This window comes from Sedimenticola hydrogenitrophicus, assembly GCF_029017505.1.
GTDB classification, from domain to species: Bacteria; Pseudomonadota; Gammaproteobacteria; order Chromatiales; family Chromatiaceae; genus Sedimenticola; species Sedimenticola hydrogenitrophicus_A.
Window position 1 is genome coordinate 77,493 of the sequence record NZ_JAQGEI010000018.1, and the last position, 22,103, is coordinate 99,595.

At 46.5% G+C, this 22,103-nt stretch carries 19 protein-coding genes; 12 read left to right on the forward strand and 7 right to left on the reverse strand.

Features of this window, described 5'->3' with window-relative positions; all coding sequences use genetic code 11:
- Positions 1–2: 2 nt before the first annotated feature.
- The gene (locus tag O9K64_RS12775; RefSeq protein WP_275098464.1) at positions 3–1,097 is read left to right on the forward strand and encodes a glycosyltransferase family 4 protein; all 1,095 of its coding nucleotides are present in this window, start codon (positions 3–5) and stop codon (positions 1,095–1,097) included.
- A 261-nt stretch (positions 1,098–1,358) separates the two neighbouring features.
- The gene (locus O9K64_RS12780) at positions 1,359–2,636 is read left to right on the forward strand and encodes a putative O-glycosylation ligase, exosortase A system-associated (RefSeq protein ID WP_275098465.1); all 1,278 of its coding nucleotides are present in this window, start codon (positions 1,359–1,361) and stop codon (positions 2,634–2,636) included.
- 12 nt (positions 2,637–2,648) lie between these two features.
- On the opposite strand, the gene O9K64_RS12785 is transcribed toward O9K64_RS12780, so the two are convergent.
- Positions 2,649–4,043: a glycosyltransferase gene (locus O9K64_RS12785; protein WP_275098466.1), complete on the reverse strand. Its 1,395-nt coding sequence runs from the start codon at positions 4,041–4,043 to the stop codon at positions 2,649–2,651.
- Positions 4,033–5,247 carry a glycosyltransferase family 4 protein gene (locus O9K64_RS12790; protein ID WP_275098467.1) on the reverse strand — a complete coding sequence of 405 codons (1,215 nt, stop codon included), beginning with the start codon at positions 5,245–5,247 and terminating at the stop codon, positions 4,033–4,035. The genes O9K64_RS12785 and O9K64_RS12790 overlap by 11 nt, the downstream gene beginning before the upstream one ends.
- A 125-nt stretch (positions 5,248–5,372) precedes the next feature.
- Here O9K64_RS12790 and O9K64_RS12795 point away from each other — a divergent pair, with 125 nt between their 5' ends.
- The 3 genes from O9K64_RS12795 to O9K64_RS12805 are packed head-to-tail and all read left to right on the forward strand — an operon-like array spanning position 5,373 to position 8,657.
- Positions 5,373–6,371 (forward strand): polysaccharide deacetylase family protein, encoded by a 999-nt coding sequence (locus tag O9K64_RS12795; protein WP_275098468.1) that lies wholly within the window; start codon positions 5,373–5,375, stop codon positions 6,369–6,371.
- Complete coding sequence (locus O9K64_RS12800; RefSeq protein WP_275098469.1) at positions 6,368–7,456, forward strand: GNAT family N-acetyltransferase; 1,089 nt, start codon at positions 6,368–6,370, stop codon at positions 7,454–7,456. Before O9K64_RS12795 ends, O9K64_RS12800 begins: the two co-directional genes overlap by 4 nt.
- Before the next feature lie 28 nt (positions 7,457–7,484).
- Positions 7,485–8,657, forward strand: coding sequence for a glycosyltransferase (locus O9K64_RS12805; protein WP_275098470.1), 1,173 nt, complete (start codon positions 7,485–7,487; stop codon positions 8,655–8,657).
- Positions 8,658–8,769: 112 nt separating this feature from the next.
- On the opposite strand, the gene O9K64_RS12810 is transcribed toward O9K64_RS12805, so the two are convergent.
- Positions 8,770–9,462, reverse strand: a complete 693-nt coding sequence (locus tag O9K64_RS12810) for a class I SAM-dependent methyltransferase (RefSeq protein WP_275098471.1) — start codon at positions 9,460–9,462, stop codon at positions 8,770–8,772.
- On the reverse strand, positions 9,452–10,909 hold the full coding sequence (locus O9K64_RS12815) for a lipopolysaccharide biosynthesis protein (protein ID WP_275098472.1): 1,458 nt from the start codon (positions 10,907–10,909) through the stop codon (positions 9,452–9,454). Before O9K64_RS12815 ends, O9K64_RS12810 begins: the two co-directional genes overlap by 11 nt.
- Before the next feature lie 128 nt (positions 10,910–11,037).
- Between O9K64_RS12815 and O9K64_RS12820 the strand changes: the two genes are divergently transcribed.
- From O9K64_RS12820 to O9K64_RS12830, 3 genes are all read left to right on the forward strand, one after another.
- Positions 11,038–11,916 carry an AAC(3) family N-acetyltransferase gene (locus tag O9K64_RS12820; RefSeq protein WP_275098473.1) on the forward strand — a complete coding sequence of 293 codons (879 nt, stop codon included), beginning with the start codon at positions 11,038–11,040 and terminating at the stop codon, positions 11,914–11,916.
- A complete protein-coding gene (locus tag O9K64_RS12825) occupies positions 11,917–12,606 on the forward strand; it encodes a tetratricopeptide repeat protein (RefSeq protein WP_275098474.1) in 690 nt (229 codons plus the stop codon).
- Between the two features lie 457 nt (positions 12,607–13,063).
- On the forward strand, positions 13,064–14,911 hold the full coding sequence (locus O9K64_RS12830) for an asparagine synthetase B family protein (protein ID WP_275098475.1): 1,848 nt from the start codon (positions 13,064–13,066) through the stop codon (positions 14,909–14,911).
- Here O9K64_RS12830 and O9K64_RS12835 read toward each other — a convergent pair whose 3' ends face one another.
- Positions 14,912–16,096, reverse strand: a complete 1,185-nt coding sequence (locus O9K64_RS12835) for a hypothetical protein (protein ID WP_275098476.1) — start codon at positions 16,094–16,096, stop codon at positions 14,912–14,914.
- Between the two features lie 359 nt (positions 16,097–16,455).
- Between O9K64_RS12835 and O9K64_RS12840 the strand changes: the two genes are divergently transcribed.
- The 3 genes from O9K64_RS12840 to O9K64_RS12850 all read left to right on the forward strand — a co-directional run bounded on the left by O9K64_RS12840 (position 16,456) and on the right by O9K64_RS12850 (position 19,886).
- On the forward strand, positions 16,456–16,710 hold the full coding sequence (locus tag O9K64_RS12840) for a phosphopantetheine-binding protein (protein WP_275098477.1): 255 nt from the start codon (positions 16,456–16,458) through the stop codon (positions 16,708–16,710).
- 126 nt (positions 16,711–16,836) lie between these two features.
- Entirely contained in the window at positions 16,837–18,630 is a 1,794-nt protein-coding gene (locus O9K64_RS12845; RefSeq protein WP_275098478.1) for a hydrolase 1, exosortase A system-associated, read from the forward strand.
- A complete protein-coding gene (locus O9K64_RS12850) occupies positions 18,624–19,886 on the forward strand; it encodes a glycosyltransferase (RefSeq protein ID WP_275098479.1) in 1,263 nt (420 codons plus the stop codon). Before O9K64_RS12845 ends, O9K64_RS12850 begins: the two co-directional genes overlap by 7 nt.
- A gap of 28 nt (positions 19,887–19,914) precedes the next feature.
- On the opposite strand, the gene O9K64_RS12855 is transcribed toward O9K64_RS12850, so the two are convergent.
- Positions 19,915–20,739, reverse strand: a complete 825-nt coding sequence (locus O9K64_RS12855; protein WP_275098480.1) for a class I SAM-dependent methyltransferase — start codon at positions 20,737–20,739, stop codon at positions 19,915–19,917.
- A 718-nt stretch (positions 20,740–21,457) separates the two neighbouring features.
- Positions 21,458–21,652 (reverse strand): hypothetical protein, encoded by a 195-nt coding sequence (locus tag O9K64_RS12860; protein WP_275098481.1) that lies wholly within the window; start codon positions 21,650–21,652, stop codon positions 21,458–21,460.
- Between the two features lie 66 nt (positions 21,653–21,718).
- Between O9K64_RS12860 and O9K64_RS12865 the strand changes: the two genes are divergently transcribed.
- Positions 21,719–22,072, forward strand: coding sequence for a hypothetical protein (locus O9K64_RS12865; protein WP_275098482.1), 354 nt, complete (start codon positions 21,719–21,721; stop codon positions 22,070–22,072).
- Positions 22,073–22,103: the final 31 nt, after the last annotated feature.

Sequence of the window (22,103 nt, forward strand, 5' to 3'; positions counted from 1 at the left end):
AATTGAATGAATATAAGGATGTTGAAATAAAGGTTGTTGCGCCTGTGCCCTGGTTTCCTTTCAAGCATAAAAAATTTGTAAAGTATGCTGTTTACGCGAACGTTCCGAGACAGGAGGAGTATTCCGGGATCCAGATTTATCATCCAAGATATCCAGTATTTCCCAAGATCGGCATGAATATCGCCCCATTACTTCTCGCAGGGTTCACCTATCAGTTGCTTAAAAAGATAGAACGAAAAGGGTATAACTTCGACCTGATCGATGCCCACTATTTTTATCCTGATGGTGTTGCAGCCGCAATTCTCGGTAACTGGCTTGATAAACCCGTAATGATAACTGCCAGAGGCAGTGATATTAACTTGATACCAAAATATTACCTTCCGCGGAAAATGATTAAATGGGCGGCTCATCGCGCAAAAAAAATAGCCGCTGTGTCAGAAAGTCTAAAATGTGAGTTGGCTGGCCTGGGGCTTGAGAAGTCAGAAATCGAAGTATTTAGAAATGGTGTTGACCTCAATAAGTTTCGTCCACTCAATAGAACCCGTATTCGTCAGGAATTGAACCTGAGTAAATTTGTGTTACTTTCAGTGGGTAATCTTATCGAATTGAAGGGCCATCATCTCGTCATACAGGCGATGAATAAGCTTCCAGACTCCGTGCTTATGATAGTAGGCGAGGGTGAGATGCGCCATAAGCTGGAAAAATTGGCACTACAGAGTGGAGTGGGTGACAGAGTCAGATTTCTGGATAACGTATCACAATCAGAACTTTGTAAGCTCTACAATGCAGCAGACGTACTGGTACTCGCCTCTAGCAGGGAAGGTATGGCAAATGTGTTACTCGAATCCTTGGCTTGTGGCACACCCGTCATTGCTACCAATGTTGGTGGTAATCGGGAGGTGGTGCAGGATCGGGAGGTGGGTCTGATTCTCAAGACAAGAAGCGTAGAAGATATCGTATCGGGTATTCGAAGTTTAAAAAGCAGTTACCCCTCCAGAGATTCGGTAAGAAAATATGCCGAAACACTATCATGGAGTGAGATATCAAGTTCGATAAAAAAGAGTTTTAGCGAAATTTGTATGAGCAATGAATTCTAGCATCATGATTCATCTTGTCTATAGAGCGGGGATGATCTTATGGCAGGCAGGCTTCACTGCCACGGGCGGGCGTGAGCAGATCTACATAGCGGGCCTCCGTCCACAAAGTGATCAGGTTTTCCAAGGGGGACCACCGTGGTGCAACGGGCTGATCTCTCAGTATGTCTTTAAAGCAAGGCTTACCGGCGTTCGATATTGCCGTCTCTGGACGCTCTGTCCGGAGAGCGGAAATAGCTGGCTCAGCGGGAGGCAGTCCACGGTATGAAAGCGCTACTGATACTGACTTTATTCATATTGGCTGGTATTAAGACACTGCAAGCGCCCCATATCGGAGTGTATCTAATGAGTTGGCTAGGATATATGAGCCCACACAGAATGGTTCCGTGGAGCTTCGTCTATTCTCTTCCGCTTTCGGCAGTTGCCTTCGCTTTAACCGTTGCCGGCTATCTCTTCTATAAGGAGAAGCCAAAGGATTGGTTTGCGCTACCTTTGGTACTCATCATACTCATGTTTGTCTGGGGGGGAATAAGCTCAGTAAATGCCATCTACGGCGATTTTTCCTATATCGAGTTGATGCGATTTTTCAAGATACAACTGATCATATTCCTGACAGTTATGATAATTAGATCAAAAACCCAAATAATAGGATTGGTATGGACAATATTCTTATCTATTGGCTTTTATGGGATAAAAGGAGGCGTATTTACAATCTTGACTGCGGGGTCATTCCATGTCTGGGGGCCGGAAGGCTCCTTTATTGAGGGCAATAATGAAATCGGTTTGGCGCTCTTGATTGTATTACCCATGGGGTATTTTCTATACCAACAGTACAGCAATAAATGGGTTAAATATGCGTTGATTGTGTCAATGCTGCTCATTATTGCATCGGTTGCCGGCACCCAATCGCGCGGTGCATTTTTAGCACTCATCTGCTCGGGAATATTTCTATGGTCAAAGAGCAAATCAAAACTGGCAATCGGGTCCCTGGTCCTTCTGGGCGTATTGGTCGCACTCCCTCTACTGCCACAGTCCTGGCACGATCGCATGGCCTCGATACAACATTATGAAGAGGATGCCTCTGCGATGGGAAGGATCAATGCGTGGAGTGTGGCCATCAACGTGGCCAATGACCGGTTCACGGGGGGGGGGTTCAATATGTTCCAGCCGGAAGTCTTCCACATCTATGCGCCGGATCCCAAAAATGTACACGATGTCCATAGCATCTATTTTGAGGTGCTTGGCGAACTGGGTTATCCAGGATTGATTCTTTTTCTGATGATATTGGGAAGTATCTGGTTCGGTGCGCGGCGAAATATTCAACATGTCAGAAAAAGTGGAATACAGAAAGATCTATGGATAGTCCAATTAAACAGAATGCTGCAGGTCAGTTTGATAGCCTACATGACAGGGGGAGCTTTTTTAGGTCTTGCGTACTGGGATTTGCCTTACCATGTCTTGGCTCTGACAATATGCTGTAAAAATTACCTCAAGGATGACCTTGTTGAAAAACAGTATCAGTTCGACACCAAAACTGCTTGACAGACAATGTATTTAACGGGCTTTATTCTTAACGGTCTGATCAAATAATGAAGCAAGTTTTTTACTGATGGTGAGACGTTCGAACTGGGAGAGATAGGGTTGATTTACAGGGAGAGTAGTGGGAGTATCCTGCTGCAGTACCTCAAGTAACACTTTTTTACACAATTCCACTGACTCTACAGGTACGACAACTCCGGCATTTGATTTCTCAATAATGTCCTTGGTAGCACCTGAATCGCAGAGTGCAAATATGGGGCGCTTCGATGCGATATATTCGAAGAGTTTTCCAGGTATAACGCCATCCGACGTGGTGCCTGTATCTACAATTAGCAAAAGATAGTCCGCATTGACCTGAGCCCTCATGGCATCATGGTATGAAACGTCACCATGAAATTGGTAGAGATGGTGGATCTCATACCGGTTGAGTATCTGGTTATACCGTTCCTGAATTTCAGGTGAAATGCCACCATATATATGGACGCGAATTTTTTTTACGCATTCAGGCTGTTGCCGGTAAATCTGCCCAAGCGCCTCTGCGAATGAATAGCCGCGTCGGTTTTTAAAGAGTCTGCCGGTATATACAAAGCTGATTTCGTCCAACTCTTGCGTGGGCTTCCGCTCTTTCAAAAATGGTTCAAATACATCGCTGTCATATCCATTGGTGAGCGTTACCCATTGACATCGGGAAGATGAATGCAGCTCTCTCAAATATTGAGTTTTCTGTTCTGAGACGGAAATAACCACATCCGCCTTTTTAATCAGCTTCTTTTCAAGATAAACTTCGTAGCTATTGCGTAATGGATTAATCCATTCACGAAGCACATCACCTGTCCACAAATCACGGTAGTCAACAATCCAGGGTAAATTAGTTGCCAATTTGAGCTTATAGCCAGTGATGCACGCGCTAATAGGGGGAAGGCTGGTATATACCAAGTCAATGTTGTATTCATCTATTATTTTGAGTGCCTCCGTAAACGCTCTTCTGCTCCAGATAATATAGTCATCTGGAATGTGCACCCAATTTTTGAAAAAAGACTTGAAATGATCGAGCAAAATATCTTTTAGTGCATCGTTATGACGCCTTTGTCGAGTATTTTCGTGTGGCGTATGGCCAGTGGATTCACTCGCTTTGATATGATTTCGATGGACTAAACGTTTAACTTTTTGAATCAGTAATTCATCGTAGACATCATTTTTGACTCTGAAAACCTTTACATCATCGGGTATCTCATCCTCCAACTCGCAAAAATAATTGGGATCCGATGTGCTGTAATCCTGGGTCAGGACGTACGGTTGCCAACCAAATTGACGCATATGTTGTACGAATTTGGCGCTGCGAATACGGCCAATAGTCTTTAATGGTGGAAATTCACCGGCTATTACAAGAACCTTCCTTCTATTTTTCATTAGAAAGCTTTAGGCAGAGTTCGTTAAACAGCGAAGCACAATTATGGAAGCTCGAGCGATTGGCAAATTCAATTCCGTTGTCGATTAATCTTTTACGTAATGTGTCATTAGAGTAAATCTTGATAATCGCTTTGGCAATCTCTTCTGGCTTAAAGGCATTGACAGAGATGCCGTTATATCCGTCTATAACTGCCTCAACGGCCCCGCCAGCCTTACCGCCGATTACCGGCTTGGCGCATGCGTTAGCCTCCAGAAAGACTAAACCAAAGCCTTCTGTATCCCCATCCGGCATCGTCCGGTTAGCCATAATAAACAAGTCGCATAGTCGGTAATGATCGACCAGTTCGGTTTCATCGATTCGGCCGGTGAGGGTGACATGGTCGTTCAGATCCAATTCATCAACCAAGTGTTTAAGCTCATCTTCATAGGGGCCGGTTCCAACTATCATGTAGTGAAGATTGGGGATCGACTGCAAGGCAAGCGGCAGGGCTTTCAGTGTGGTGTCGATTCCTTTTCTCGGCACCAACCGCCCCACGGTCAATAGAATGAACCTGTTTTTCAGGTCATACCGGTCGAGGAGCGCGTCAGGTTTCTCACTCGGACTGAATTTGTCCAAATCAACACCGTTTGGTATCAGTGTAATATCTGGATCGCTCAGATTGAAACGGTTAATAAGGTACTCTTTAGTGAATTTACTTACTGCTACAATGGCGTCAGAATTTCTAAGATATTCTCCTCGACGTTTTCCATAGCGAAAAAAATTCGTCTCTGTGGTGACCTCCTCGCCATGAATATAACTGATTACCTTGGTTCCATAAAAAAGTTTCGAAGCGCTGCCTAGCCAGCTTAAAGAGTTAAGTTCGCCAATACAGATCACATCAATATCGTATTTCTTGATGAGCAATGAGGTATAGATAAAAATCTTCAGCCGCTGGGGAAGATCATAACAAAGCGCCAAAAATAGCGAATGCAACTTGGACCTGGATTGAACTACCAGTGGCCGCAGTAGTTTTAACCGAAAGATACTGAACGGAGCTGTCTTATCGTATTCCCTCCAGGCGAGCTCCACATTTGTTGCACAATGCCTTTTTGGTGCTAGTACGTATACAGCATGGTCGGGCGAGTGCCGGCAAAGCATTTCATAAACTACGGCAGAACCGCCACTGATTGGTGGGAAAAAGCTCGAAACCAGGAGGCACTTCATCTATTTATTTTTGCCCTTTAAGTAAATAATAACGTTCCTAATTGTTTAATAATGAAGTCTATCAGTATATGATGACAAATCAAGCACACAGTATATTATGGGATAGTCCAATAAAGGAAAATTCTATGAGTTTTAGTGGGTTATTCAATTCGGACAGAGAGTGGTTCTGGCGTCTTTTGAAGATCGTAGCTCATATTATTGCGCCATTTGGGATGAGGAACAATATTACCATACTCATCTATCATCAGGTACTGCCCGTTAAAGACAATTTACGACAGGATTGTATTAATCGTGAAGAGTTTGATCAGCAAATGCGGATCATCAGCAAGCTTTTCAATGTGGTTACTATAGAAGAGGCTGCCAGGTATATCGAGCAAGGTAATATTCCACCCAGGACAATAGTAATCACCTTTGATGATGGGTATAGCGATAATTATCATGAAGCTCTTCCCATTTTAAAAAAATATGGATTGCCCGCGATATTCTATGTGGTTGGTGACGCAGTGCGTAGTGGGGCGTTGTGGAACGATACAGTATTTGAAATTATCAAGGCCACGCGCCAACCTGAGATAGATTTAAGCGAATTGGGATTGGGCAAATATCCATTTTTATCGGATCGGGATAAACAAAATGTAATGAATCTTCTGATTGAAAACTTAAAGACGCTTATGCCTGAAGAGCAGAAAAATAGAATCAACACATTGAAGGTCATCACTGGCAACGTCTCATTGACTACAAGAAATATGTTGACAAAAGATGAATTGATTAGCTTGTCAGAAGAGAAAGGGATGACCATCGGTACACATACAATGCGACACCCTATGATGTCGTACATAGGTATAACCGATGCGCAGTCCGATGTTATTGAAGGGAAAGAGTATATAGAGAGCATTATCAATAAACCAATCCGGCACTTCTCCTATCCCTATGGAAAGTATGGCGAAAATTTTCATGCTGAGCATCTAAATATGATTGCTTCGCTTGGATTTAAAACGGCGGTTACAACCAATTGGGGGGCGGTAAACAAGAACAGCAGTCGCTACTTTCTACAAAGATTTACCCCATGGGATAGAGACCCCCTGCGGTTCTTTTTGAGGATCTGTTGGAACTTCAATAAATCATGAGTAGCGATATAACTCAATTTAAGCTTACCGCGTTTGATTCAGCTGATATTCCCGAAATAGCGCGTAAGTGGAAAGACAATGACCGCGTTTTGAGATTTGAACAAGCCTATATCTGGTATCAGGTACTGCTCAAGTATATAAAAAGCAAAAACGATATCGGCATGGTTGCTGTACTATTAAATGATGTTAATGATTTGGCGCTAGTGCTTCCTGTCATCTTTAGAAAAAAGTTTCTGTTTAATCAGATTGTGCCGATTGCCAACTACTACACCTCCCTATTCGAAATATTGGAACTTGATGATTCACCATCCGGCCCCACCTCTTATCGCACCCTGCTATCCAATCTGCTAGCAAACAGGGCATGGGATCAAATGACGTTGGGACCGATGGATAAAGGCGGTAAGTCATTTTCCCGGATAATTGAAGCATGCGAACAGTTGGGGATTCCCTATACTACCTATTATTGGTTTGATAATTACACACTAGACCTATCCAGTGTGGATTATGAAAACTATTATAACCAATTGCCTTCACGTCTAAGGAACACCATCAAGCGGAAATCCAGGAAGCTGGAAGCCAGCTTTGATGGTTATGATTTCAAGATGATCAATGGAAGAGAGAATATCGATGAGGCAATTCGGAATTTCGAAACGGTCTATGACAGAAGCTGGAAGAAGAAAGAAGGTAACCCTGAATTTATACGTGAGTTTTCTACGCGTGCTGCTGAGGAGGGCTGGTTGCGGCTTGGGATCCTTAGATTGAATGGGCAGTTAGCGGCCGCTCAACTGTGGTATGTGAAGGATGGTATAGCGTCAATATTCAAACTCGCCCATTGCGAAGAGTTTCGACAATATTCTGTCGGTACCCTTTTGTTCCATGAAATTATTAAAAATCTACTTTTGCATGAAGGAATAACTACAATCGATTTTTTGATCGGTGATGATAATTATAAGAAAGATTGGGGTTTTAAAAAGAGGGAGCGTTGGGGAATTATGTTGATAAATAGTAAATCTATAGCTGGGAAGTTGCTCTACTTAAGGCATATTGCCTTACCAAGGATTATACATTTTTCCCGACAAATATAGAGATATCAGTAATCAGGATTCTATTTCTATGACTCGAATTCCAATCATTGCTTTTGCCAGCCATCCATGGGACGAACTCCAATGGATGAATAGGCAGCATATACTGTCAAGATTGGCGGGAATGGGGTGGCCAGTATACTACTGTACAGGATGCCTTGATCTGTGGGATCGCCATCAGCTTGATTGGCAGGAGGCCACGCTTTTTCATCATAATGTGAAAATGGATAAAGTTAATATAGTGAGGGCGGGGAGAGTATTTCCTACCTGGCTCAAATCACCGATAACCACGCAAGCTGCTATTCGCTTTTATTGCAGGTATATCAGGCAAGCTGCTGGTATCCGGAATGATAATTTCATTGTTGCTAATTTTAATCCGATTTACTGGCCCTATGTAAAAGAGTTGAATGCTCGATATAATCATTTTCATGCATACGATATGTATTGGATGCAAGGAGCTTGGACTGCTAATAATGAATTGTTCATGAAGCAATGTCTCAATGCCAGTAATCTTGTCACCGCATCGTCTCAGCATCTATGTGATGTATTATTGGAAAAGTATCATGTTACAGCGGAATGTGTAGAGAACGGTGGAGATGTAGCGCTGTTCGCCGATGTCAATGTGTCCGAGCCAGAAGACATTCGACAAATCCCACATCCGCGAATCGGTCATATCAGCTCATTCAATCGAAAATTGGATTTGAGAGTTGTCGCTGCTGTTGTCCGCAACCGGCCTGACTGGCATTGGGTATTTGTTGGGAGGGTCGAACACAAAGAGCTTCTTGGAGATACCTATAATGCTGAGGCCTATAAAGTATTATGTGAGTTACCTAATGTCCACTTGCTAGGTGAGCGCCATCGGGGCCTGATTCCAGCTTATAACCATCATTTCGATATTCTTACTTCAGTGATCCGCAAAGATTCGGGTGCATGGGGGCATGTGGCTTTTCCACTAAAATTGGTAGAATACTTGGCAACAGGTAAACCGATAGTTTCATCACCATTGAGATGTATTAATGACTATTTCAGTGGCGTTATTCAAGTCGCAAATTCGGCTTCAGAGTGGGAGCAGAAGATTGAATTTGCCTTACTGGAACCCAGCATGGAGTTATCACATCGACGTCGTACCATCGCTCAACAGCATTCATGGGACGCTCGCGTCCAGCTATTAGAAAATCACTATCACCTATATTTTGGTATATAAGTTCAATATCTTACTTTGACTGTCAAGGCTTAACAAGATCGCCTAAAAAGGTTTTATTAGATACCATCCATGCATGCTTCAGATACTCTTGTTGAGCAATATCCTTACCCCGTTATTTTTTGTAACCAGTAAAAATATACCACCCACCTACCGTGTCAAAATCGCCTAGCCCAAGTAGCTCAATCAATCGCTTTGGGCGATAACGGTTCCAGCGAATCATTTTGAGTCTATTTGACAGGGAAATATCCTCGATCACCGGCTTTTTAATGATTTTCAATGAGTCAATTTGGATGATATCACCATATCTGGATATCACTTCATTTTCATTTTTGAAGTGTCTTACATGGTATGGGGAGTCGAAATTCGGAACACTGCAAATACAGAAGGTCCCCGATTTCCACATACTCATTATATCGAGATCTTGTTCGACATGTTCAAGCACTTCGGTGCATATGATCGTATCGTAATCACAGAGATAACTCTTTTTATGGGTAGCATCACCAATATGGAAAACATCTGAACGGCCGGTTCGCATCCTGGCATAATCAACAGCGACACCTGAAAAATCAAAGCCTCGGTAAATCATGTTTGTGGTATCAAACAGATAGTGAGCGAATCCACCTGATCCACAACCCACCTCGAGAATCCTGTTATCCCGATTTTTATCTAGGATCCGTTTTACATGTTTGTAGAGGGGGAAGTAACATGATTTATAGTAAGGTAAGCCATAGGCTCCAGACTCTTGATTTGACGCGTACATCTCGTCATAGGTATTACTGTTCTGAACTTTCTTTTCAGGATTCATTTTTAATTCCTTTTACGAAAAAGAATAGTTTATCCTTGAGAGCATTAATCTCAAGGGATAATGGGTGGTGGGTTATGTAAATACCCAGTACAAAACCCATCAAACATCCGATACCAGCTGATAACACCATAATAAAATGGTTATCAAAAAATGAAGTATAAACTATAGCGAAAGGGATCAAGTTAGCAATGAACGCGATGACAAAACTTTTGGATGTATTACGGAATAGGTCGGCGACGGATATATCGAGCCTTTTATGTAAAATCAAGTGATAAATGACCAGGCAATAGAAATAGAACAGGACCTGAACCAGGGCAACATGCTCGATACTATAAAAAGACGCAATTACGGTCAGTATCACTCTGGGCGTCTGAACGATGAGTTGAATGAAAAAAGTATACTTGATCATTCCGAGTGACATGAGCCCGGGGCCAGCAAAAGAGATAACCGACTGGATCATGAAGGCGAAACACAGTATCTGGGCAGCCAATACAGCATCATCCCATTGATCCCCATAGAGCACTCTGGTAACTGGTAAAGCCAATAGCGTCAAAAAGCCGAAGAAAGTCCAGGAGACAACAGACATATAACTGACTGCCATTAAATAGGGTTGCTTAATGGGGCGATTCTCGCGCAGACTGTTGGAAAAGGCCGGGAGTATGACGGGGTTAATGGCAGCAGATACCGTGTAGTTGAATATCGATACCAGACCTACCGCCCGGCTGTAATACCCTAAAAATGAAAATCCAAGATTGTGGCTGATGGTAAGATCCGGTGCGCTTAAACCGGCTTCCGAGAGAAGTGAGGAGCTGCTTGCATAGGCTCCGAAAGAAAAGATGCGTTTGAACTCCTTGAGTGAGGGAATAAACTCAGAATCATCCGGTCTTTTCAGTAGGCCAACAAGCAGTGTTGTAGCGGCGCTCGCAACAGAAGCCCAGGCGAGACTCGCGAAGCCAAAATCATTATAGGCCAGGAAGACGCCGGTTACTGCATGTGATATAGCGCTACTGATATTGATATGAAAGATGGTTTTGAAATCGAGATTGCGCCTCAGCAAACCGAGTACTGTCGAATTGATTGGAATGAAGAAGAGACTGATGGTTAATATCCAGATAACGGTACTAACTTCCGGTTTGTCATAGAGTGTGGCCAAGCTATCACTAAAAATCAGGAGCAGAGTCGCAGCGCTCCAGGCTATCAAAAGGGTTACCCCGAATGCTGTTCGAATGCGTTCTCTGGTCAAATCTTTTTCCTGAACCAGATAATTGGAAACCCCGAAATCCCGAAGCATTTGAGCGAAACCGATTATAACGGCCCCCAGAGAATAGATGCCGATCTCTTCCGGGGTCAACAACCTGGCTAGAATCAGAGTTGATAGGGTCTGTAACACCAATGAGCTATACTTGTCGAGGAACGAGACGGCCAGGGAATTTCTAATACTTGTCATGATGTTACATAGAGTCGGAGAGTAAGGGAGAGTGGCCTGCTATTACTTAAATTCATTATATGAGCATGACAGGTATTCGGCATAAACTGTAGCTTATAACCGATGAATATGAAATAAAGTAGAGTGTGATGGATCCATATAAAAACTGTAAGCATTTGATAATTAAATACTTATTTTCGTATGATGGCAATAAGTTAAAGGCTAAACTAACAAAAATGGGAGTTGGGGCAGGGGATGCACTGATGGTTCATGCCTCCTGGATACCAACCAGTGGATTCCGGGGAAGCCCTTTGGAAATGATTGAAGCTTTGAAGTCGACAGTGGGTGAAGAGGGATTACTGGCCATGCCATCGATGACTTACCACAATCAATCCTCAAGGGAATTTCTTGAGTCAGGCAAACCCGTGGATATTCGCCGTAGTCCGTCAAAAATGGGCATCTTGAGTGAGGTTTTCCGAAGGAACAGAGCGGTTCAGCGAAGCCAGAGTGTTACCCACCCTATCTTGGTCTGGGGCAAGGGTGGCACGGCCCTGATAGAGGGCCAGGCGCAGAATGATAAACCCTTTGGTAAAGACTCCGTATTTAATAGACTATTAAAGCTCAACGGAAAAGTGCTTTGTATCAACACCCCGTTTTCCAGCATTACCTTCACGCATCACCTCGAAGATCGGATTGCAGGGCATCTCCCTTTTTCCCTTTATGAATCGCAACCGATGACAGGCATATTGATAGATCAAGCGGGGAATAGAAGGGAGTTAAAAGCTTTTGTGCTGAGTGAACGGGCCAATGCATTGCGATGCGAAGAACGCTTAATTCAGGAGTTGGACAGGCATGGAATTATCCAGCGGTCAAGAATAGGTAATACCCGTCTGCTACTGGTCGAGTGTCAACGGATGCGAGACTGTGTTGAAGAGATGTACCAAAAAGGAAAGAGTTTTTTCGACACCCCGGAAGAGAACCCGGAAGAGAATAAGTCGGTCAAACCTGTAATGGATATGAATGCATAAATGATCATGGACAAGAAACAGCTCATATTGATGGCATGCGGCATGATGAGTATCGTCATGCTTTCAACTGCTTCCTCGGCGGAAATTGACTGCGGACCTTTGGTCAATGACGGCCTTACCTGGGACTATAATGATCCGAAAAACTGGCAACCCTCAGGCGATGCACCGCAGAGTAGGATCAAGTTGGTTGAAAATGTCCATTTCAAGCCCTATATCGAAGCGCTAGTAAAAGGCAATACAAGCGGCGAGGACCCGTTTGGGGACATCGAATATACCTTGAGACGGTTCCCCAATCACCACCGCGCACTCTGGGCTATGTCACGCTATTTTCGGCTGGCGAAGTATAAAGAAAACGCCAAGCGAAATATAAGGCGATTTGGGGACTGGAAACGCACACCCCATTGTTTCTTCGATCGAGCCATTCGCTTTCGGCCAAAAGATTCCAAAGTCCGCACAATTTATGCGGCCCACCTGCACTTGTCGGGAGCGGCGGATAATTCGCTGGAACAGTATAGGGTGGCTGAATCACTGGGGGCTGACTCCCCGGATTTTTACTATAACTATGGACTGTTATTGTTCGATCTAAAAAAGTATCCTGAATCCAAACAGATGGCGCTCAAAGCAGGTAACCAAGGGCATCCCCTACAGGGACTAATCAATAAATTGAAAAACGTCGGCTATTGGCCATAACCTACTTTCATTCAAACATTTACCCGATTACCCATCTAACTCAGCCGTACCCAGGAAAAAATGAGCCGCAAATGAACGCAAATAAAGTTACTAAGGCAGGATGCCAGCAGGCATCGTAGCCGCGTAGCCTGGATGAAGCCGCCACCACCGAATCAGGGAGTTAAGCACAGGGGCTAGCGGCGGCGTAATCCGGGAAGTGGGGCGGACGCCGCGCAGAGCCCTGGATTCCGCCCGATCGGGGGTGAGGGTCTGTCGGGGTTTCGTGGGGCGGGCTTCATCCAGGCTACAGTGCTGTGCGCCTGTCAAGTTCCCCTGGAGCGGACTCCACCCAGGCCACAAAGTGTGAGCAGCAAGCTTTGCCCACCTGCTCGCCATTTGCGTGTATTTCCGTTCACTCGCGGTTTTAATAACCGGTATCCAAACTTGGCTGAGTATGATGGGTAATCAGGAAACATTTATGAATAACATCATGTCTCCCTCGCTGTGGGGGTATAGGAGTTGGTCTGCCCAACTAAAAAACACTGGCCAGCCAGAAGAGTGGATGGGCAAGGCGAGTAACACCTCCTTGCCACACAGGATAGTCGGGAATGCCTTGTGCTCCTTCAGAACAACAGGCCATATTTATACATTTGGTGAGAATGGACTACTGGCTATATTGGGCTTACCCTGTTGGCCAGGCATGCCGGATACGACCACCGGTAACGCCGCCGCTCTCTGCCAGGCTTTTGTCAAGGAATATCATCAACAGGGGGAATCGTTTTTAAAATCGCTTTGGGGCGAGTATTTATTCGTACTGGTTGATGATTCTGAAGACATCGTCTTGGCCGGTGTTGATCGAATGAGCAGATACCCTCTCTATTGGTCAACCTTGGCATCCGGCCTGGTTTTGGGATCGTCAGCCAGTGCTGTCCTGGCCTGTCCGGAGGTGGCCGTTAACCTGAGTAACCAGGGTATTTACAATTATGTCTACTCGCATATGATTCCCAGTCCCAGCACCGTTTATGAAGGCGTTAAGAAACTCTCGGCTGGCGAACTGTTGATTGCAGATAAGGATAAAATACGCATCCGAAATTTGTCCATACCGGTATTCAAGAATAGTTCAACTCAGCAATTTTCCAAAGCGGGTGCGCAACTCAGGGAGTTGCTAAGAAAAAGTCTACGGAAAAGCCTGGATTCTTCGCGGCGGACGGGGGCCTTTCTTAGTGGTGGTCTGGATAGTTCCACGGTTGTGGGCATGTTGGCGGAGATAGGTGAGGGGGAGCAGGAGGCCTTTGCCATAGGTTTTAATGCGGAGGGTTATGATGAGGTTCCCTATGCCCGTATCACAGCCAAACATTTCGGTGTCAAGCTACACGAATACTATGTAACCCCTGATGATGTGGTGGAGGCGCTTCCAAAGGTCGCAACCAGTTATGACGAGCCTTTCGGCAATTCATCGGCATTGCCTGCCTATTTTTGCGCCAAGTTCGCGAAGGACCACGGAATAGAGCGGCTCTTGGCAGGCGATGGCGGGGACGAATTGTTTGCCGGCAATGAGCGATATGCCAAACAATCGATTTTTGAGGCCTACGGCAGTTTGCCAAAATGGTTACGTACGAATGTACTAGAGCCAGCTTTTGGTTTGACTACCGACAAGTTATATCTGTTTCGTAAAATTAATAGTTACATCAGACAGGCCAACGTCTCCCTCCCTGATAGGTTACAAATTAACAACTACACTAATCTTCACTCCCCCTCCGAATTGTTCACTGATGAATTTCTTCAGGCGGTCAACGTTAGTTATCCAGAGGCATATTATCGAGAGGTCTATAGTCTTCCCAAGGATGCATCAAAACTCAACCGGATGCTATATCTGGATTGGCAGTACACGCTGGCTGACAACGATTTACGAAAAGTGAGCCACATGTGTGCAGTTGCCGGTATCGAGGTCGCTTATCCAATGATAGATGATGAACTGATCGAGTTTTCTTGCACACTGCCAGATCGGTGGAAATTGAAAGGGCAAAAGCTGCGGTATTTTTATAAAGAGGCGCTCCGCGGCTGGCTGCCGGACGCCACCATCAACAAAAAGAAGCACGGTTTCGGGCTGCCATTTGGAATTTGGATGAGTACGCATAAATCCCTGCAGGAGTTGGCTTATGACTCCCTGAATTCTTTAAAAAAGAGGGGTTATTTCAAACCGGAATTCATAGATAAGGTCATCAGTATGCATCGGGAAAGGCATGTGGTCTACTATGGTGAGCTGGTATGGATCCTGACTGTGCTGGAACTTTGGTTATCAGAGCATGCACCGGAAATAGACTAGTCAGGTGGTCACGTTATCCATCTCCTCCGGGCACTCGATAAGATTCGTCAGATAACCTTCCATGCACAATGCATCAGCAAAAAATTTCGCGGCCCAATTGGGGTATTGCCAGGGATGATATCCCCCATTGATTGGATGTGACCCTTTTATACCACCAAGTTCATCCGGATTACCTTTTAATTTCTGAGTGCTCCTGGTGAATTTGTTGATACGTATAACCGCCTCTTTGTACTTTGTGTCTCCTGTCAATTGATATAGCCTGCCCCAGTTGATGGCGATTTGGGCATTCCCGGTAAGACAACACCATTTCACGGTGGGCTCCCAGTCTTTATTGAATCGGCCCGGCATATACCCCGTTGCGGGTAGTTGATGAAGCAGAGCATCTCCAATTTTAATCGAGAGATCGACAAAATCCTGGCGCTGGGCATAAATCCCGACTTCCAGAAATCCACGCATGGCATAGGCGATCGTATGAAGAAATGGCTGACTATTGTCTTGCAGGCAATTTTCCTCCAGCCAGCCGTTAACGTGGCTTTTAGATTGTGCCCACTCCAGATTTTTGATCGCGCAATCCAGAAATCGCTTTTCACCCGATATTTGATGCGTCCTGGTCAATCCCCAGGCACTGCGCGTGTTATATAAATTGGGTCCAGTTGAAAGCGTCATCGGTGAGCCGTACGCTCTCCAGCAACCGTCATCATCCATAATATTGCAGAGCCAGTGTGCCGCCTTTACGGCAGATTCTCTGTATTTCTCAATATTTTCTATTTCGAATGCCCTTGTCCAACCAAATAATACCTGGCCGGTATTGAATACAGTAGGTTTGTCAGAATCACCTATCGCACCGGCTAAAACACCGCCGTTGGGCAGTTGGATGTCACACTCCCAATCTGTCATTTTCCTGGCTCGTTCCCGGAATTCATCGAGACCCGAGATGGCCCAATATCGGTACATCGTAGGGATGATATAGCCCGTGGTCTCGGGGTAAGAATTGGCCCATTTTTTATACCTGACCAGATAGGTCTGTGAAACCCCGTCATCGGTAGTCATATCATGGGCTCGGCAGAGCCACCGCATGACAGCATGGAGATGTTCAGTGAGGTTATGACTTGCCGGTATATTGAACTTTAGCGATTCTTTAAATGCTCTGACATTAAGTTCAAAGTTACTGGTGACTTGTTCCATCTTCCAACGTGCTTCCTGTCTATTATTTTGCCGGGGGATAATCGTTTATCATAGCTTAGTCGGTATGTGTGTGGCCATAACCGCCATGCTCAATAACCGAGTGACTGACTATCCATTTATCCCGTATGCTTATAATGCGAGCGTAACAAGTCTAGCGCCGCTAGCCAGGGGGACATTGATAGGAAACCCATTGGCTACAATCAAGGACGCATTGACTAATCGGCATCGCACTGGCCCAGTAGTTATCCCCAACCGGTGTCGGGGAGCGGGTTGCGATTGACGGCATCCCGGTTTGGCAGTATATGATTTAATTAATATAGGCAACGAACCGCTTAAAAGATAGCAGAGGAGATTTATACGTGGTAGCACTGGATGATATCAAGCGCACGGTGGCTGAGGTTCTACAACTGGGGTCGCGGATTGACGGGTTTGACTCGGATACGACATTATTGGGGAATGTGCAGGAATTGGATTCTTTAGCGGTCGTCAATCTGATGACCTCACTCGAAGAGCAGTATGATATCTATTTTGATGACGACGAGGTCAATGCTGATGTGTTCGAGTCATTAGGGTCACTCCATGCCTTCGTGACGATGAAGATGTCCCAGTCGTAGTCTCACGAGGCTGCAACAGATGGATGTCAAGCGGTGGGTAGGTGCAGATATCCCGTTCAGGTATAAAGATAAGACCTCAATTGGCGCACCGCGACATACCCCTACCCATTGATGAAATCTATTCTCATGAAGAACACCATCAATACCGAACCTTTTTTCCTCAATCATCAGAATAGAAAGCTGTTTGTCACGCTGTATACCCCTTCAAATCACGCACTCGATCATTGGGTCCTGCATTTTCCTGCCTTTGCTGAAGAGATGAATAAAAGTCGTAAAATGGTCAGTGCCCAAGCACGATCATTTGCTGGGATGGGGATGACGGTAGTTGTCCCTGACCTGTATGGCACGGGGGAGAGTGGTGGGGATTTCTCCGAGGCGGATTGGTCGGTCTGGTGTGCGGATATGCTTTACCTTGTCGACTGGATGCGGGCGCAGGGCGCCATCAAAATTCATTTTTGGGGTCTTCGACTCGGTGCGCTTTTGGCCCTGGATGTGGCTAGGCGACTGAATAACCCGGTCAGCAGCCTGCTATTGTGGCAGCCGGTCTGCACTGGCGCACGGATGCTGACCCAGTTTTTGAGACTGCGCACGGTGGCCGGGTTCATGGACGGACAGCAAGAAAAGGTAAGTGATTTACGAACTCAGCTTGGTCAGGGCACAAGTCTGGAAATCGCGGGTTATAGACTATCGCCAAAGCTGGCGAATGAGTTGGATGAGCTGAATCTATCATTAATGTTGCCTGCAGCAGGGACCAAGATCAACTGGCTGGAGTTAACAAAAACTTCCGATACCCCTTTGCCAATCGATAAGCAACGGATTGTGGAGTCCTGGCAACATCATGGAGTCGAGATCACCGTTGAGTTAGTCGCAGGTGAGCCATTCTGGATGACGCCAGAGATTACCCTGGTGCCGGATTTGATCCTGCGTTCGGAGGAAGGCGTACGTGCTGCAATCAGTTGTCCTCGCGATGATGGGGCTGTGATGGATGGTGGGGATTTGAATGAGCCCGTATCCTGCCAGACTCCGACCCCTGAGGAGGTCTCAGAAAATGTGGCCACTGAGCGTCCGCTAAACTTCGCTTGTCAGGGAGAACGGCTGATCGGCGTTATACACCCTGGCAGGCAGCCCGCTCAGTGCGGTGTCTTGTTGGTCGTAGGAGGACCACAGTATCGGGTCGGTAGTCATCGCCAATTTGTACTCTTGGCAAGAGACTTGGCTGAATCTGATATACCGGTATTTCGTTTTGATTATCGAGGAATGGGGGATAGCAGTGGTGACTTGATCGGTTTTGAGGGTATCACCGACGATATCGCAACTGCCATGGACTGTTTCCAGCACGAATGTCCGGGGCTCACGGAAGTAGTGATTTTGGGTTTGTGTGACGCCGCCACCGCGGCGGCACTCTACGCCGCGGATGATGAACGTGTTCAGGGCTTGGTGCTATTGAATCCCTGGGTACGCAGTGACGCAGGCGAGGCCAGGACTTATATCAGACACTATTATCTGAATCGATTGTTCAGTAAGGGATTTTGGCGAAAGCTACGTGCCGGTAGAGTGGATTACTGGTCTGCCCTGAACTCTTTTTTTGAGTTGGTTGTCAGGGCAACCGGGCGGGGTTCCAGCCACGCTGTCCCGAGTACGGCCGACCCGCGTATCAGCCAGTCTGACTTGTCACTGGCGCTGAGGCTGGAACGGGCCTTGGAAACCTTTACCGGCAAGGTGTTGCTGGTGCTCAGTGGTAATGATTTCACTGCTGCTGAGTTCAGGCAAGCTGTCGATGCCTCGTCAGCCTTCCAGAGTATTGTTGCGCAGGGGCGTTTCAGGATTAAACAGATCGATGAGGCCGATCACACATTTTCGCGAACTGTCTGGAGAGATGCCGTTACTGCGGAGATTCGGGATTGGCTTAAATCATGGTAAACAGGGTACTGATGGTGGCTTACCACTATCCACCCGTTCAGGTGAGCAGCGGGTTACAGCGTACATTGGCCTTCTCCAGATATCTTGGCGATTATGGTTGGTCTCCCCTGATTCTTTCGGCACATACACGCGCCTATGCCGATACCAATGACGATCAGTTAAGGGATATTCCACAGGGGGTGCCTGTGATAAGGGCCTTTGCCCTGAACTCCAGAAAACATCTCTCCCTCGGGGGGCGCTACCTCGACCTGTTGGCACTACCCGATCCATGGTCCAGTTGGTGGTTTGGGGGCGTCTGGTCCGGGTTGCGTCTAATCCGAAAATACAGGCCGAAGGTGATATGGAGTACCTATCCGATCGCCACCTCCCATCTTATTGGCTTGACCCTGCATAAGCTCACCGGCCTGCCCTGGATAGCCGATTTTCGCGATTCAATGACAGAGCCAACCTACCCGAGAGAAGAGGCACGACGGAGGGTGTTTTTATGGATTGAAAAGAAAACGATCCAGGCCTGTTCGAAAGCGGTCTTTACTACACCCGGGGCGGTTTCGATGTATCAGAAACGTTATCCCGGAGAACCAGACGGAAAATGGCTCCAACTACCCAATGGCTACAATGAAGATATTTTCGCCGAAATAGAAACGGCGGCTATCTCGCCCTGTCTCACCGCAAGTCCACAGAAAGATACCAGGGCTGTAAAGTTGATCCACAGTGGTGTCATCTATCCTGATGAGAGGGACCCAGAGGTTTTCTTTCAGGCGTTGTCGAATCTGAAAAAGCGGCGGCTGATCGATAAACAGCGACTAAACATCATACTCAGAGCCACGGGGCATGATGAGTCGTTTCAAAAATCCCTGAATCGATTGGTGATCGATGATATTGTCCAGATGAAGCCGCGTATACCCTATCGCCATGCCTTGAAAGAGATGTTATCAGCCGACGGGTTGATAATACTCCAGGCAGCCAATTGTAATCATCAGGTACCTGCAAAACTCTATGAATATTTTCGAGCCCGTCGGCCGATTCTGGCGCTTACCGATGCCAGTGGGGATACCGCACATACCTTGCGAGAAGCGGGATTGTCTGATATAGCGCCCCTGGATGATGTCGGCTCAATAGAACAGGCCCTATTGCAATTTATCACCAGTATCGAAAATGGATCTGCAACGGTGGCATCGGATATCGTCATCGAAAAATATTCAAGGCGAACGTCTTCACAGAAACTTGCAGTTTGTCTTGATTCACTCACCGGGTGAATGGACTGCTAGCCGACTGCCTATTCATTCACTTGGCGATCTGTATAGAGAAAAAAATCCGTCCTGCCAAAAAATGGGCAATTGGTTTCAGCATGATCAAAAGCAAACGGTCAACTTTCGAAAAGGCAACAAATCGATCAGGCACAATCCGGGTAACCAAGAAATTATAGTATTTTTCAGAATTAGGTTTGTTTGAGTTCTTTACAATTTCCTCGATATCCAGTTCCGTTAACTTTCTTTCGTCCTGGGTGATATAAGGGGTATCAGCACCATAGATCAATCTCTGCATTTTGGGATAGAGAAATCTTTCAACAAAAGCGGATTGCCTGATTCGGTTTGTGATCGAGTGGGAGTATATTTCATTGACGATGAGTAATCCGCCGGGTTTGGCCACCCTCTTAATCTCCCTGATGGCCAAGGGTATATCGACATGGTGAAGGATGTCCCTGGCAATGATGACGTCAAAAAAATTATCTTCATACGCTAGTGATTCAGCTGCCATGTTATCAAATGTGACGCTTAACCCTTCCCGAATTGCTAGTGCTTTCGCGATATTTAGTGAGTCAGGGCATAAGTCGAAAGCAAATACAGTTGCGCCAAGTTTCGCCAGACGCAAGGCATCATCACCAAATCCACATCCCACTACCAGTACGCGTTTTCCTTCAAGTTTCAATTTAGTGAGGTGATCATACATCTGCCAGTAGGCGTTCCACCATCGGTCAGAGGGGTGCTCCAGAACATCCCAGGAAAAGGGTTTTTTTAACAGGGCGGTATGCTGACGAGCGTATTCACGGTGATATTCAAGTTCACGTTTCTGGCGCTCGGTTAATGCAAATTCCTTTTCTTGTAACATGGACTCCTCCATGATTGGTCCTAAAATGGACCTGGCTAAAGAATTATGTTCCAGGAATTGCCTGTCTTTTGAATCCTTGGTCGAAGGCAGCGCATAGTTCTGATTAGTCCCTATTTTCTATCTTAATAATGGCAATCTATAAGCACACATATAGTTGTGATGCGTGCCTGAACTATAGTCGATCCTTGATGGATTTTCAGCGTGCCGATGGAAATAAGTGTGGGGATGTGCACACAGACTGGATGGTACTGCCGGTGAATTCCGGCTGCGGAAACAGGACGAGCGTTTAACCTGAAAATACACGGCTTTGGGTAATATTTAACGTATCTTGATGCAACTATCGGATTACGTATCCATTACATGCTTAGGGAGATTGACAAGCACTGTAGCCTGGATGAAGCCCGCCCCACGAAACCCCGACAGACCCTCACCCCCGATCGGGCGGAATCCAGGACTCTGCGCTGCGTCGCCCCACGCCCCGGATTACGCCGCCGCCAGCCCCTGTGCTCAACTCCCTGTTTCGGTGGTTGCGGCTTCATCCAGGCTACACCGCTGGATAAGACCGGGAACACTACATGGCTTGGTGGCCAAAGCCACCCAAGGTGGGTCAGAATAAATGGCCAATAGTGGGTCAGTTTAAATGGCCATTAACAGGTGCATCCCTGTACCACTCCTCGCGGATAATATTTTCCGCAACACAGCTGAGTTAGATGGGTAATCAGGTAAATGCGTATTCCGGACGAACGTGACCGCCCATTCCGATTGATCGTGACCGCTCATTCCGGTCGAACGTGACCGGTGATTCCGTTTTATCGTGACCGATTTTGGCCAGCTTGCCGGAATCGGCGGTCACGATGCCGGAAACGCCGGTCACGATCCCCGGAATCTCTCGAAAAGCACTGGAATCTTTCAACTTTTTCAGGCATAGCCCCCCGCATTTTCTCAAGCGGGGGAGACGATGCCGGGCAAGAGGATTCCAATGCGTAAAATTACCGAAGTACTTCGACTGAAGTTCGAGGCCAAACTCAGCCACGAGAAGATCGGCCGTGCCGTCGGCCTGTCCAAGGGGGCGGTCAACAAGTATGTGAGCCTGGCCCAGGCGCAGGGCCTGTCCTGGCCCCTGCCCGAGGGGATGGATGAGGCGGCACTGGAGGCGCGCCTGTATCCGCCTCGAACCGCCACCACGCGTTTGGCCGAACTGGACTACCCCTCCATCCATCAGGAGCTCAAGCGCAAGGGCGTCACCCTGCAATTGCTGTGGTCGGAGTACGTGGCCGTGCACGGCGGACAGGCGTTGCGCTACAGCCAGTTCTGCCACCGTTACCGCCAATGACGCGAACGCCAGAAGCGCAGCATGCGCCAGG

Coding starts and splice junctions, on each gene's coding strand:
- O9K64_RS12815 (WP_275098472.1), bottom strand. CDS start 10,909: ATGACAAGTATTAGAAATTCCCTGGCCGTCTCGTTCCTCGACAAGTAT.
- O9K64_RS12780 (WP_275098465.1), top strand. CDS start 1,359: ATGAAAGCGCTACTGATACTGACTTTATTCATATTGGCTGGTATTAAG.
- O9K64_RS12810 (WP_275098471.1), bottom strand. CDS start 9,462: ATGAATCCTGAAAAGAAAGTTCAGAACAGTAATACCTATGACGAGATG.
- O9K64_RS12785 (WP_275098466.1), bottom strand. CDS start 4,043: ATGAAAAATAGAAGGAAGGTTCTTGTAATAGCCGGTGAATTTCCACCA.
- O9K64_RS12835 (WP_275098476.1), bottom strand. CDS start 16,096: ATGGAACAAGTCACCAGTAACTTTGAACTTAATGTCAGAGCATTTAAA.
- O9K64_RS12845 (WP_275098478.1), top strand. CDS start 16,837: ATGAAGAACACCATCAATACCGAACCTTTTTTCCTCAATCATCAGAAT.
- O9K64_RS12855 (WP_275098480.1), bottom strand. CDS start 20,739: ATGTTACAAGAAAAGGAATTTGCATTAACCGAGCGCCAGAAACGTGAA.
- O9K64_RS12825 (WP_275098474.1), top strand. CDS start 11,917: ATGATCATGGACAAGAAACAGCTCATATTGATGGCATGCGGCATGATG.
- O9K64_RS12795 (WP_275098468.1), top strand. CDS start 5,373: ATGAGTTTTAGTGGGTTATTCAATTCGGACAGAGAGTGGTTCTGGCGT.
- O9K64_RS12865 (WP_275098482.1), top strand. CDS start 21,719: ATGCGTAAAATTACCGAAGTACTTCGACTGAAGTTCGAGGCCAAACTC.
- O9K64_RS12805 (WP_275098470.1), top strand. CDS start 7,485: ATGACTCGAATTCCAATCATTGCTTTTGCCAGCCATCCATGGGACGAA.
- O9K64_RS12800 (WP_275098469.1), top strand. CDS start 6,368: ATGAGTAGCGATATAACTCAATTTAAGCTTACCGCGTTTGATTCAGCT.
- O9K64_RS12820 (WP_275098473.1), top strand. CDS start 11,038: ATGGATCCATATAAAAACTGTAAGCATTTGATAATTAAATACTTATTT.
- O9K64_RS12790 (WP_275098467.1), bottom strand. CDS start 5,247: ATGAAGTGCCTCCTGGTTTCGAGCTTTTTCCCACCAATCAGTGGCGGT.
- O9K64_RS12830 (WP_275098475.1), top strand. CDS start 13,064: ATGAATAACATCATGTCTCCCTCGCTGTGGGGGTATAGGAGTTGGTCT.
- O9K64_RS12850 (WP_275098479.1), top strand. CDS start 18,624: ATGGTAAACAGGGTACTGATGGTGGCTTACCACTATCCACCCGTTCAG.